Origin of the sequence: Paenibacillus sp. J45TS6, from assembly GCF_018403285.1 — a bacterium.
Taxonomy (GTDB): Bacteria; Bacillota; Bacilli; order Paenibacillales; family Paenibacillaceae; genus Paenibacillus.
The window spans coordinates 362,442-375,066 of the sequence record NZ_BOSJ01000001.1 but is presented as its reverse complement, the minus strand read 5'-3'; the positions used below and the strand labels follow the sequence as shown (position 1 = coordinate 375,066).

Sequence of the window (12,625 nt, the reverse complement as noted above, 5' to 3'; positions counted from 1 at the left end):
GATTCTTTTTCTCTCTACTGGCTTGTACAGCATTCCACACTTCATCACTAATAATCACTATAGAATCAATCCTATTGGAATAAACTTCAACGGATTTATTGCGATAACGCATAACACCTTTATAGATAGGATTTTTCAGAATAACATTTACAGTTGCTGCACCCCATTTCTTAGCTTTACGGGTAGGGATGCTTTTTTCATTGAGTAACTTTGCTATTCTTAATTGACCATAACCCTCTTCGTACGCTAATCGATAAATTTCTTTTACAACCTCGGCTTCTTCTTCATTTACCTCTAGCATCAGAAGGGGTTTCCCCTGTTTATTCTTCTTACCTGATTTAACTGCAGAATAACCATATGGGATGCCTCCACCTCGAAATATTCCATCTTCAACCATCTGAATATGTTTTTCATTGACACGTTCAGATGTCTTTCGGCTCTCTCCACTGGATTGCCAAAAACGAAGATAGTTCATGAGTTTGTCAGAGTCGTGTTCAATTTTTTGTTGTCCTTCAATAACAGACCATACTTCAATTCCCTGTTTAACAAGAGATTCTAATACAAAAGGGGTTTCATCTTCACGTCTTCCCAATCTGTCGAACATAAAGACTAATAAAACATCGAATAAACCTTTTTCTGCATCGTCTTTAGCTTGCTGTATTACATCTCGATTAGCCATCGACACCTTAAAACCCGATACGCCACGCTCAATATATTCTTTAACTAGTGTCCAATTATCCTGTCTGTCAATATATCCTCTACAAGCACGTTGTTGCATAGGGATATCATTTCCATCTAACTGACCTTTTGTTGAGACTCTGTATAAAGTAGCAACTCGTTTGTTTTCTTTAGAAGTTCCATTTTTATTTTTTTACTTATCATCACCATATCTTTTTTCTGTTCACCTCTTAACTTCTTGTTTAACTACTTTAACATACATAATACTTGTGATAGAGTTATACAGTAAATAAAATTATACATATATTTAATATATTTCCATAAAACAAATTTCCTTTGGGTTCAATAAAAAATACGTCAAATTCATGCTTTCTTAAAACAGATATAACTTCTGCTTAGATGGGAAACTAAAAATTATATAGAGAGGTATAAATCAGAGAGGAGTGTTAGAGAATGATATGGATAGTTTAGAAAGGTTAGCATCTTCACTTAATGTATTTATGAATGTGACATATTAAAATCTGTTGCCTTTTTATTTATCATATGATATATTCGTAAATACTAAAGGACGGTAGCTCAGAGGGAGAGCACTATCTTGACAGGGTAGGGGTCATGGGTTCGATCCCCATCCGTCCTATATGAGTAGTAAAAAAGCTTACTTTATCTATTTTTATAAATAGATGAAGTGAGCTTTTTTGTATCCCTAAGTATATTATTAATAAATCAAAATTAGGAGAAATTATCAAGCTTGTAATCTACAATTAGAAGTTTGTATGTTTAAATTCTACTCCATTGACACATCCTAAAAGGGAGAATGATCATCTGGAGGATCGCTATCCTATGAAAAAATTACGCGACACGTTCATGGCAAGCTGCATAATTGCAATCTTGCTGCTAAACTTATCAGGATGTACATTAGAGCCATCAGAAGAAACAATAATGCTACAAGAGAGGTTTGATCCTGAATCCGAGCTGCCTATCATTGATGATGTGTACTCTCCTTCGATAAGGGATGATGTTTATTCTTCTACCGATGAGGAAATACTAATACCTTAAATGAAGCTTGCCGTCGCCTAAGATACAATAAGTCAGTCCGTTCCTTCGGGCTGGCTTATTTCTGCTGTATTGTTGTATAATAGCGTGAGTTTTACGAGTTTAGAGCATCGAAGAGCTAAAGCAGAGGGGGATATCAATGCCAGCTGAAATTATTAATGTAACAACGGAGGAACAGTTAGAACAGGGGCTACACATTCGTAAAGAGGTGTTTGTAAAGGAACAAAACGTTCCCTTAGAAGAAGAAATTGACCAATATGATGTCATTTCTCCCGATGCGCACCATATTCTTATTCAAGATGGACAGCAGATGGTGGCGACAGGGCGTCTCATTTATTATAAGAAGGATACAGCAAAACTTCAGCGTGTAGCTGTTCTCAAAGACTACCGTGTTCACGGTTACGGCCGTGTATTAATTATGGCGCTAGAAGAGCGTGCAAGAGAGCTGGGTCTTGCGTACTCGATCCTCGATGCACAGTGCCAAGCGGAAGGGTTTTACGCTAAACTGGGTTATGAAGTGATATCGGATGAACCGTTTTATGATGCTGGCATTTTACATGTACGGATGCAAAAAGCATTGTAACCTCAGCCTATTTACATAGAGCATTCTTTTTTGGGACACACTATATTTGCCGAGGCTCACAATACCTATTTTAATCGTACTCGGTATAGGTAAATACACCAAATGTAGTGCAAAAAGGAGTGTTGTTCTAATGGAAAATAACACGCGCGAGCACTTTGTCGCTGTTCAGAAAAATGGAGATGGCGATCTAACCGCATTTAAAACTTCGGGCGGCCGAGTTCTGGATTACAACCAGGCATTAAACGAGGTGGAGACGGGAAAGATTGCGGGAGCCAACGTATTTAAGGCAAAAGGGGGCTCACTCCGGATTCGCGGAGATGCAGACGGAGATCCGAGCAACAACCTAGATCAATTGCCGATATTTGAGTAACGTCTACAAGCATGAAACCGGAGGATGATCCGGTAATATATGGAGAGGGAGCCCTTGAAGGCTCCTTTTTTGCGTGTGAATTGGCATAAAGTACAGATGACTATAAATTCTTTTGTTCCCATGCACCTTCTTGCGCCAATCCCCATACAATACATTACCTAGGCGAGAGTTCGGGGGCAGACCGAGACTTCTCGCATGACAAGGGAAGCGGGGAATAGGGCCATGACAAAAGGCAAAGGAAAAAAAGTGGTGGCAAAAAAGGAGAAAGTTCGCGGGATGAGGGTGGTTACTTCCGAAGTCTGTGAGGTGTGTAAGACGCCATGCGACATAGGAATGGCCTATGCTGCACGTATGCGAGAGCCAGGCGCTGTAGGTAAAGGTGTACCTTGTATCTTAACGAAACCCAAAGGATAATAGGAAGAACCGCTTTTTTTCTCATGAGACCTGAGAGATAACGCGGTTCTTATTTATTTTAGAAAAAGAGAAAAAAACGACTTTTTTCCGCAACTTGTCTTGCTAGATGAAGTATAAATAGATATAACTTTTTAAAGGAGGTAATATAGACCGATGAAATGGAGAAGAACACTTGCCTTGGTACTTGTCTTTTCTCTTGTAGGCAGTGGATCTATGTTATTTGCAGATTCAATCACAGAAAAAATTCGTGTCGTAGTCAATGGCAATGATGTCAGTGGTGGCGGTTATTATATTAATGGGACAACCTATGCCCCTGTGCGTGAACTTAGTGGTCTTGCATCCTGGGATGCAACTAGCAAGAAGGTAACAGTTACGAAGCCTAATGTACATATAACACTGTTTAAAGGTGATACTGTTTTTGGGAATGTAAACGTAGGAAAGCTGAAATTTCACGTACTTAGTCAAGTCGATAGTCTAGATGGGAACATTTCAGAAGTCAAAGTTGCTATCACGGATCCTTCCGGAAACACAAAAAATATTCAAACGGAGAAGATGGGAAGCGGTTCAAACGATAACTTTTGGTTCAAAACGAATGATTTCACTTATGATTTTAAGAAAAAAGGGAAGTATAAAGTAGGATTCTATATGAAACCTTCGGGAGGGAATTCATTCTTTCTCGTATCCGAAAAAGTAATTACAGCATTAGATTCATAAACTGGCTCAATTGATTTTATGCTCTAATAGTGTTACGATAATTCGGTATGATTACTTTTATGAGTGTGAATACAATACAAGTATAAATGAAATGAGGTATAGATGAATGAGCGATCATAACCATGTACATGATGAGAACTGCAACCACGACCACGACCACGAACCTCAGGTGCTTATCTTTGAAGATGAGAACGGTAAAGAGATTGAAATGATTCTGGTTCAAACTTTTGATGTAGACAATAAGGAATATGCGGTATTTGTTGAGCGCAACAATCCGGAAGAAGACGGCCTCATTCTTCGCTTTGAAGAAGAGGGCGATGAAGTGAGTCTTTATCAAATCGAAGATGAAGATGAGTGGAATCGTGTAGAAGCTGCATTTAACAAAATGGTTGAAGAGCAGCAATAAGAGCGAAATGAAGCAAGGGAAGTCTCTAGGTATCAGAGGCTTCTTTTTTTGTTGCTAATATATAAAGTGAACGCCTGAAAAGCCTAAAAAAAGGACCCGCGCAGCTTGTCAGCTGAGCAGGTCCTTGCTGTATAAATCGTGTATTCGTTCGTGTTAGAAGATCGGATCTGCTTCTACAATTACTTTTACATTCGTAATATAGCGGTCTTCAGGACCTTTTACCGGTAATCCAACCTCAACGTGTTCCGTAATATAATTAATGTTTTCCTGAGAAATAACCTCTCCCGGAAGCAGGATTGGAATACCAGGGGGATATACATAGATAAATTCAGCAATAATCCGACCAGCGGATTCTTTAAAAGGAATGATTTCTGTATCTCCGTAAAATGCCTCGCGCGGTGTAAGCATGAGCTGAGGAATTTCTGGGATTTTGACTATTAAATCGTTAGCTGTGTTGACATTATAATAAGTTTTGGACAATTCACGAAGTGCATCAAGCAGCGTATTTACTGTTTCATCATTGTCTCCTGGTGTAATGAGACAGAGGATGTTATACATATCGCTCATCTCGACTTCAATATTATAGTGTTCACGCAGCCAGTTCTCCGTATCGTATCCCGTTAAGCCAAGATGACGTACATGAACGGTCACTTTGGTCGGATCATAGCTATACGTTGCTTCTCCTCCAAGTATTTCCTCGCCAAAACAATACAATCCTTCGATATCGTTAATCGAACGTCTTGCATATTCCGCAAGATCAATTGCTTTTTGGGCCATGGAATGTCCATTCAGCGCAAGGTTGCGTCTAGATGTATCCAGTGATGAAAGCAATATATAAGAAGTTGAAGTGGTCGTCAGCATACTGATGATCGTTTGAACTCGCTGTGGATTTACAAATCCATTTTTGGTGTTTAGGTTGAGTACTGAACTCTGTGTCATCGAACCGCCGAGCTTATGAACACTCGTTGCTGCCATATCGGCGCCTGCTTCCATAGCTGACATTGGAAGATCCTCGTGAAAATGAATAAGGACTCCGTGCGCTTCATCAACAAGTACAGGTACTTGGTAACTATGCGCAAGATCCACGATTTCTTTCAGATTTGCACATACACCAAAGTAGGTAGGGTTAATAACGAGCACGGCTTTGGCATCAGGATGACGTTCTAGGGCACGCCGCACCGAGCCGACGGTGATACCGTGATCAATACCTAAATTCTCATCACTCACGGGAGAGACAAACACAGGCTTAGCTCCCGAAAAAATGATGGCAGACATAACCGATTTGTGAACATTACGCGGTACGATGATCTTCTCACCAGGTCCGCATACAGACAGAATCATGGTCATAATGGCACTGCTTGTCCCTTGCACACTAAAGTACGTATAGTCCGCACCAAAAGCATCAGCTGCAAGCATTTGAGCTTCTTCAATAACACCCGTCGGTTGATGCAAATCATCAAGCGGCGCGATGTTAATCAAATCTATGGAAAGGGCATTATCCCCTATAAATTCGCGGAATTCAGAGTCTGTTCCAAGTCCTTTTTTGTGACCAGGGATGTGAAACTGTACCGGATTGTTAGCCGCGTGTGTTTTAAGTGCTGTAAAAAGCGGCGTACGACGGTGATCCATGGATTCTGTCACAACCTTTCTCTATTTGAAATAATAAACCTAAATGAGTATAGCAAAATGGATAAAGATTGTAACGAATTTTTTGTGATAAATCTCACTTCATTAAAAAGCCATTTTATAAAGCGGCGCAAGCTGGGTAAATACTTCTTGAGCCTTTTTACCAAAGGCTTCTCCGTCTAGAAGAACTGGATCATCCTGTTCAATACGCAGTCCGCATAATATTTCTGATTTTTTCACGGTTTTTAATCGTTCGGCCATTTTCTTAAAATCTGCTTTCGAGAGATCTTTATGAAGGGTTCCTTCTGGATTCATATGATCTGTAGACCAGTAGAAGTGCCCTGGAATATGTTCCATAACATCATCAAGCTGTCTTTCTAATGCTTCAGCAAAGATTTCCTTATTATTGCTTTCGTAAATAACGGCAAAAATAACAAATACATGAGTACCAAACATTCCTACTTGAAAATGAGGATATGCCTTGTAACCACGTTTGTTATTAGCGATTGCTACCCAAGTATCATGTGGCGGATTCACGGTACGTCTAGCATGTTTAGCTACATGAACGAACATTTCCTCTCCAACTAAATCACTTAGAAACGGGGCAGTTGCTGCACCAATCTCGTTCAGTTTTGGACGAATTCTCTCAATTAATAATTCCATTCGTGGTTCGAGCCCAGGTACATCAAAGACATCAAAATCTTTGGATGTAAATGAAGGGTATTTTAGTGTAGTCATCGGGTTAACTTCCTCCTTATGTGTAAATGGACAAGTTTTATTTATATAAGCATGAACCTTATCACTTGCCAATATAATAGGATACAAAACAATATGGGACTCATTATAACACAGGTACCTCCATTCGCACTTCCTTAAAGCCTGTCCCTTATCTGTATTGTTAATGAAGATTTCGTGTCTTAAAAAAATGGACTTATAACTACGTACCCTTACCTTACGTGTCGTATAAAATAGGGTAAGCCGACTTATGGTGAAGCGTAGATCATAGGGGCCATGGCGGAAAGTCACATAATAAGACTCCGGATCAATCATCCGGCATGGAGGAGGAAGTGCCGTGAACAAGAGCTATGAAGTGGAATACTGCAATCTAGAGCTCCGGTTTAACCGTCGGCATATCCAACAGCTCATCAAAGACTTAATTCAGGAAGGATATTCGCTGTATTGGAGTGAAGATGAAAGCTTGTTCATTCTTTCCGTGAGAACGGGTCGTAAATTGGTTAAACTGAAATTTCAACTCATGCGTACGGGCGATTACAAGTTGATTGGTGATTATATTATTAAGGATGCGAAACTTGCCGAGTTCATAGAGAAACTCATTGGAGATACTCGAGGCCATGCGGTTGTCCGCAGGTTTAAAGATCACATCATCGTTATAGAGAATATATTGTTCGGCGAGGTTATACGTCTGGTGGAAGTATCGGGTTTTAAACAAAGGGTGATCTATCAGAAGGGGCCGACCCCTACGATGGAAGAGATGGAGGAAATGTTCTCATCGCAAGAAGGGGAAATGAGACTGCTCTTGTTAAAGATGGAAGTGGATGATGAACTCGAACGGCTTCATGCCGCCATCCATAATGGAGACGAGGCTAAGGCGGAGTCTTGCCGCAACTATTTAAAGCAAATGCAGAATCGAATGTTCATGCTTGAATGGTAAATAGCCGTATGAACCATACTATTATTTATATGAGTATTTGATGAACACCTCATGAAAAGAGGTGTTTTATCCTTGTTTACACTTTAGCGGGGGGTTCACTTCCTTTTGCAAAAGCGTTAGAATAGGATTATTGTTAGGGCGTCCTTCTTTTGCTTACATAATTTTTAAGGAATGATAACTGTCTGCTTATGGACAAGTTCCTTACCCGGACGGCTCTAGTAACATAAGATACATCAAAATAACGTGGCAAAGGATGGAGAATATATTGACTAAACAACAAATTGGCGTTATCGGTCTAGCCGTAATGGGCAAGAATTTAGCCCTGAATATTGAAAGCAAGGGGTTTACGGTGTCTGTATTTAACCGTTCTCCGGAAAAAACACAGGATCTTCTGAAAGAAGCAGAAGGTAAAAATTTGGAAGGCTTCTTCTCTATTGAAGAGTTTGTACAATCTCTTGAATCTCCGCGTAAGATTCTTATTATGGTACAAGCAGGACCAGCTACAGATGCAACGATTGGGCAGCTTATTCCTCATCTAGACAAAGGCGACATTATTATCGATGGTGGTAATGCTTACTTCCCTGATACGGTTCGCCGTAGCAAAGAACTGGAAGAGCAAGGTTTCCGCTTCATTGGTGCTGGTGTATCCGGTGGTGAAGAAGGCGCACTGAAAGGCCCGGCAATTATGCCTGGAGGTCAGGAAAGTGCTTATGAACTTGTAAAACCAATCTTAACTTCGATCGCGGCTCAAGTAGATGGAGAGCCTTGCACAACATATATCGGTCCTGATGGTGCTGGACATTATGTAAAAATGGTACACAACGGTATTGAATACGGTGATATGCAGCTGATCGGCGAAGCATATCATTTGATGAAAGATGTACTTGGTCTTACTGCCGAAGAATTCCACGAACTCTTCTCCGAGTGGAACAAGGGCGAGCTTGACAGCTACCTGATCGAAATTACGGCTGATATCTTCTCTAAATATGATGAAGAAACAGGCAAACCAATGGTAGATGTGATCCTCGATGCTGCTGGACAAAAAGGTACAGGAAAATGGACAAGCCAAAGTGCGCTGGATCTCGGCGTTCCATTGTCTATGATTACTGAATCCGTATTCTCCCGTTTCTTATCTGCGATGAAAGAAGAGCGTGTTGCAGCTAGTAAAGTGCTCAGCGGTCCAAAAACAGAGCCATTCTCCGGTGATAAACAAGAATTCATCGAGAACGTTCGTAAAGCATTGTTCGCAAGTAAAATCGTATCTTATGCACAAGGTTTTGCTCAAATGCGCGCTGCTTCCGACGAATATGGTTGGAATTTGAAATATGGAAACATTGCAATGATCTTCCGCGGAGGATGTATCATTCGTTCCCAATTCTTGCAAAACATCAAAGAGGCTTATGATAAAGATGCAGAACTGAAAAACCTGCTCTTGGATCCATACTTCAAAAATGTTGTGGAATCTTACCAAGATGCATGGCGTAAAGTGATTTCTGTTGCTGTAGAAAAAGGAGTTCCGGTACCTGGATTCTCCAGTGCTCTTTCTTACTATGACAGCTATCGTACAGAACGTCTTCCAGCGAATCTGCTTCAAGCACAGCGCGACTACTTCGGTGCACATACGTTCAAACGTGTGGACAAAGAAGGAACATTCCACCACAACTGGATGGAAAAATAAGAACGGCTTTAAGATACACTATAATTCATGCTGCTTTGCTGCATTTCTCCGCGAAGACCATAAAGTGCCTCGTGCAAACAGGTCCTTAGTCTTTCTTGTGTTGAATAGGAAGAGGTATGCTCTCCCAACAGCAACATCGCAGCTTCACTAAAATATTGAAAATTAGTAATAAGACGTGGTTTTGGTAGATCCATGAGAAGTGGGTCTTCCAAAGCCACTTTTTGTTGTACATAATGCAGTACGAGCAGTACGTCATCTCTGCATATCACATAACCTGGTTCAAAGATACGTGTGATTCTGCTAGGAAGCACAGGTAGTTTCAGTACGGGCAGATAAGCTAAATCATCCATCATGTTCACACTCCTTACAGGTATCTATCCTTTTCTTCTCTATCATCCATACGTAAAAGGATGTCCTGATATGCTTCTTGGCGGATCTTTTTTTCTGTGTTATGTTTAGTAGAATAAAAAAAGATGGAACTAACTGGGTCTTATAATGAAGGGGTGGCAAGGCAGTGAGCAGCAAAGCGGATAATATCATTCTTATTGGAATGATGGGCACAGGCAAGACAACAGTATCCAGCATACTGGCACAAGAACTTGGATACACGCTCATAGATATTGATACGGATGTAGAAGCACAAGAAGGCTGTCCAATCCCCGTCTTATTTCAAGAAAAGGGAGAAAGTTATTTTCGCCAAGTAGAGAGTGATACCTTATGTAGAATTCTCAAAGGGACTTCTCAAGTCGTTTCTACGGGAGGCGGATCTGTACTTCGAGCGGAGAACCGGGAACTAATGAAAGAAGCAGGTTGGGTTATCGCATTGACAGCGAGTGCAGATTCAATTATTTCACGTGTATCGTCGAATGATGATAGACCGCTGCTTGCAGGTAATATAGAGGAACGGGTAAAGAATATAATGGAAGAACGTAAAGATGCATATTCTTTTGCAGATGTTACCATTGATACTTCGGAGTTAAGCCCGGAAGAAGTTGTTCGTCATATTTTAACGCTTTACCGCGTCTAAGCTGTTGTGCTTTTCAGGTACATTGTAGTATGATCGTAAAAAGAAAACGGGCAGGCGCTGCCTGCCCGTTCGGCTACTCTTAATTAAGTCCAGGCAAGCATGCCGCCAACAAGGTTCACACAGCTCGGATATCCGAGTTCTGTTAGATATTCACAAGCTCTTTCACTGCGATAACCACTGCGGCAGATCAAAATTGTTTCCTGCGTTTTCTCGATCTCATCAAGACGATCAGGAATTTGTCCAAGTGGAATATGTTTTGCTCCTGGAATCATTCCAGCAGTAACTTCCTCATCTTCACGGACATCAATCATTTGAATAGCTTCTCCTGACTGTAGACGAGCCTTAAGTTCAGCAGGTGTAATCTCGAGTATTTGATTCATGAGTCATCCTCTTTTCTATGGTTACTATATATTGGTGTAATCCGAATGGACAAGTTCTTATGGATAACTATACCATGATACCGAAGGGAAGAGGAGACTGTCAATTTCATTACATTTCATTATGAAGGTTGTTCCCGAGTATTAAGCGCAGCTGATTATATATAAAAAAGGAGTTATAACTATGGATGTTATCGTAAACAACACCCCTTCCTTAACGGGAACGATTGACGCTTTATCTTCTAAAAACTACACAACGCGTTATTTGCTTGTTGCTGCATTAGCAGAAGGAACGAGTACAATCTATTATCCTGCCCACAGTGAGGACAGCGATGCGATGCGCCGCTGTATTCAAGATTTGGGTGCTGTTCTTGTAGAAGACGATGAGAAAATAACCATTACTGGTTTTGGCTCTACACCTCGTCCCACAGGTGAACTGAATGTAGGGAATGCAGGAGCCGTTCTGCGTTTTCTAATGGGGATTGCCGCACTTGGTGAGGAGATTACATTCGTTAATACATACCCAGAATCTCTTGGTAAAAGGCCTCATCAAGATTTAATTGATGCACTCGAGCAGCTGGGCGCCGAAGTAGATCATCAGGAGGGAAGACTGCCGATCACCATTCGTGGCGGTAAGCCGCAAGGCGGAGTTATTCGAGTATCGGGATCTGTAAGTTCTCAGTATCTGAGTGCGCTGCTCTTTCTGACACCGCTTCTTCCGCAGGATAGTACGATTGAAGTCCTTCATGATCTGAAATCGAAAGTCGTGATCGGGCAAACACTCGAAGTGTTAGAACAAGCTGGTATCATTATTCATGCAAGTGATGACTATATGTCTTTTCAAGTTCCTGGTTCTCAAAAATATCAACCGGCGAATTATACAGTTCAAGGAGATTATCCTGGATCAGCAGCGATTTTAGCAGCGGCTGCGGTGACAAATTCAGATGTAACGGTTACGCGGTTAATGGAGAAGAGTAAACAGGGTGAACGTGCTATTATCGATGTGCTGAAGATGATGAATGTTCCGCTCACACATGAAGATAATATCGTCCATGTTCAAGGAAATGGGAAACTTACGGCTGTCGAATTTGATGGAGATGCAGCTACGGATGCGGTACTTGCTATGGTTGCAGCAGCTGTTTTTGCGGAAGGTACTTCGCGCTTTTATAATGTGGAGAATTTAAGGTATAAAGAATGCGACCGAATCACCGATTATTTACATGAACTCAGTAAAGCTGGCGCAAAAGTCGAAGAAAGACAAGCGGAGATTATTGTCCACGGACGACCTGAAGGGGTAGAAGGCGGCGTTGAAATTAACGCTCATTATGATCATCGTGTCATTATGGCACTCACGGTGGTGGGTCTTCGTTCCAAAGAGCCGCTGCGTATTAAAGATGCTCATCACGTTGCAAAATCCTATCCTGGATATTTCGATCATTTACAGGCGCTTGGCGCCAACGTAGAATGGGTATAGTAATGTTAGAAAGGTGCTGATCATTATGGCATTTGAAAACCCATCACGGGATGAGATTAAAGAACTTCTTCGTTCTGCTGGAAATATTGCTGTTGTCGGTTTATCAGATAAACCGGACCGAACTTCTTACATGGTCTCAGAAGCTATGCAAAGCAGGGGATATCGCATTATTCCAGTTAACCCTAGAGCAGATGAAATTCTAGGGGAGAAATGTTATGCAAAACTTGCGGACATTCCTGAGCCTGTTGATATCGTAAATGTATTCCGCCGGAGTGAATACTGCGGTGAAGTGGCAAAAGAGGCAGCCGAGATCAAAGCTAAAGTACTATGGTTACAACTCGGTGTTGTCAGTGATGAAGCAGCTCAGATTGGTGAAGAACATGGCATGACGGTCATCATGGATCGATGCATTAAAGTGGAAGATTCCATTTTACTTGGCAAAGAGCAGAGGTAAATGATGAAAGAAAGGTCCCTTTATGAGGGGCCTTTTTACTTTTTAAAAAGAGGTACAGGATTCATTTTGACAAAAAGACATGGAACGCTTACCATCTAG

15 protein-coding genes, 1 tRNA gene and 1 pseudogene are annotated in these 12,625 nt (G+C 41.1%); 12 read left to right on the top strand and 5 right to left on the bottom strand.

All coding sequences use genetic code 11. The annotated features are described in order from the left end of the window. Positions 1-19 precede the first annotated feature (19 nt). Positions 20-817, bottom strand: a pseudogene (locus tag KJS58_RS25585) (recombinase family protein); the annotation flags it as partial. Positions 818-1,243: 426 nt separating this feature from the next. On the opposite strand from KJS58_RS25585, the gene KJS58_RS01855 reads away from it, so the two are divergent. The 7 genes from KJS58_RS01855 to KJS58_RS01825 all read left to right on the top strand — a co-directional run bounded on the left by KJS58_RS01855 (position 1,244) and on the right by KJS58_RS01825 (position 4,218). Then, positions 1,244-1,315, top strand: a tRNA-Val gene (locus KJS58_RS01855). Between the two features lie 203 nt (positions 1,316-1,518). Next, positions 1,519-1,734, top strand: a complete 216-nt coding sequence (locus KJS58_RS01850) for a hypothetical protein (RefSeq protein WP_213529924.1) — start codon at positions 1,519-1,521, stop codon at positions 1,732-1,734. A gap of 136 nt (positions 1,735-1,870) precedes the next feature. Then, positions 1,871-2,314, top strand: coding sequence for a GNAT family N-acetyltransferase (locus tag KJS58_RS01845; RefSeq protein WP_191799035.1), 444 nt, complete (start codon positions 1,871-1,873; stop codon positions 2,312-2,314). Between the two features lie 130 nt (positions 2,315-2,444). Next, positions 2,445-2,684 (top strand): DUF3892 domain-containing protein, encoded by a 240-nt coding sequence (locus KJS58_RS01840; protein WP_160036996.1) that lies wholly within the window; start codon positions 2,445-2,447, stop codon positions 2,682-2,684. A gap of 222 nt (positions 2,685-2,906) precedes the next feature. After that, positions 2,907-3,098 carry a hypothetical protein gene (locus tag KJS58_RS01835; protein WP_213529922.1) on the top strand — a complete coding sequence of 64 codons (192 nt, stop codon included), beginning with the start codon at positions 2,907-2,909 and terminating at the stop codon, positions 3,096-3,098. A 153-nt stretch (positions 3,099-3,251) separates the two neighbouring features. Beyond that, the gene (locus KJS58_RS01830; protein WP_213529920.1) at positions 3,252-3,812 is read left to right on the top strand and encodes a stalk domain-containing protein; all 561 of its coding nucleotides are present in this window, start codon (positions 3,252-3,254) and stop codon (positions 3,810-3,812) included. 106 nt (positions 3,813-3,918) lie between these two features. Then, positions 3,919-4,218: a DUF1292 domain-containing protein gene (locus tag KJS58_RS01825; RefSeq protein WP_160036999.1), complete on the top strand. Its 300-nt coding sequence runs from the start codon at positions 3,919-3,921 to the stop codon at positions 4,216-4,218. A 153-nt stretch (positions 4,219-4,371) separates the two neighbouring features. On the opposite strand, the gene KJS58_RS01820 is transcribed toward KJS58_RS01825, so the two are convergent. Together KJS58_RS01820 and KJS58_RS01815 are read right to left on the bottom strand one after the other, a co-directional pair. Next, a complete protein-coding gene (locus KJS58_RS01820) occupies positions 4,372-5,847 on the bottom strand; it encodes an aminotransferase class I/II-fold pyridoxal phosphate-dependent enzyme (protein ID WP_213529918.1) in 1,476 nt (491 codons plus the stop codon). Between the two features lie 102 nt (positions 5,848-5,949). Further along, on the bottom strand, positions 5,950-6,582 hold the full coding sequence (locus KJS58_RS01815; RefSeq protein WP_213529916.1) for a YktB family protein: 633 nt from the start codon (positions 6,580-6,582) through the stop codon (positions 5,950-5,952). Between the two features lie 334 nt (positions 6,583-6,916). Here KJS58_RS01815 and KJS58_RS01810 point away from each other — a divergent pair, with 334 nt between their 5' ends. Beyond that, positions 6,917-7,516: a hypothetical protein gene (locus tag KJS58_RS01810; RefSeq protein WP_213529915.1), complete on the top strand. Its 600-nt coding sequence runs from the start codon at positions 6,917-6,919 to the stop codon at positions 7,514-7,516. Between the two features lie 265 nt (positions 7,517-7,781). Then, entirely contained in the window at positions 7,782-9,194 is a 1,413-nt protein-coding gene (gene gndA, locus KJS58_RS01805; RefSeq protein ID WP_213529914.1) for an NADP-dependent phosphogluconate dehydrogenase, read from the top strand. 8 nt (positions 9,195-9,202) lie between these two features. Here the strand turns inward: gndA and KJS58_RS01800 are convergent, their stop codons facing one another. Further along, positions 9,203-9,547, bottom strand: coding sequence for a hypothetical protein (locus tag KJS58_RS01800; protein WP_249716843.1), 345 nt, complete (start codon positions 9,545-9,547; stop codon positions 9,203-9,205). Positions 9,548-9,708: 161 nt separating this feature from the next. Here KJS58_RS01800 and KJS58_RS01795 point away from each other — a divergent pair, with 161 nt between their 5' ends. Next, positions 9,709-10,221, top strand: coding sequence for a shikimate kinase (locus KJS58_RS01795; RefSeq protein ID WP_283771229.1), 513 nt, complete (start codon positions 9,709-9,711; stop codon positions 10,219-10,221). Positions 10,222-10,304: 83 nt separating this feature from the next. Here the strand turns inward: KJS58_RS01795 and KJS58_RS01790 are convergent, their stop codons facing one another. After that, complete coding sequence (locus tag KJS58_RS01790) at positions 10,305-10,601, bottom strand: rhodanese-like domain-containing protein (protein ID WP_213529913.1); 297 nt, start codon at positions 10,599-10,601, stop codon at positions 10,305-10,307. Between the two features lie 181 nt (positions 10,602-10,782). Here KJS58_RS01790 and aroA point away from each other — a divergent pair, with 181 nt between their 5' ends. Both aroA and KJS58_RS01780 read left to right on the top strand, forming a co-directional pair. After that, a complete protein-coding gene (gene aroA / locus KJS58_RS01785; RefSeq protein ID WP_213529912.1) occupies positions 10,783-12,072 on the top strand; it encodes a 3-phosphoshikimate 1-carboxyvinyltransferase in 1,290 nt (429 codons plus the stop codon). A gap of 25 nt (positions 12,073-12,097) precedes the next feature. After that, positions 12,098-12,526, top strand: a complete 429-nt coding sequence (locus KJS58_RS01780; protein ID WP_213529911.1) for a CoA-binding protein — start codon at positions 12,098-12,100, stop codon at positions 12,524-12,526. The last annotated feature ends 99 nt before the right edge of the window (positions 12,527-12,625 follow it).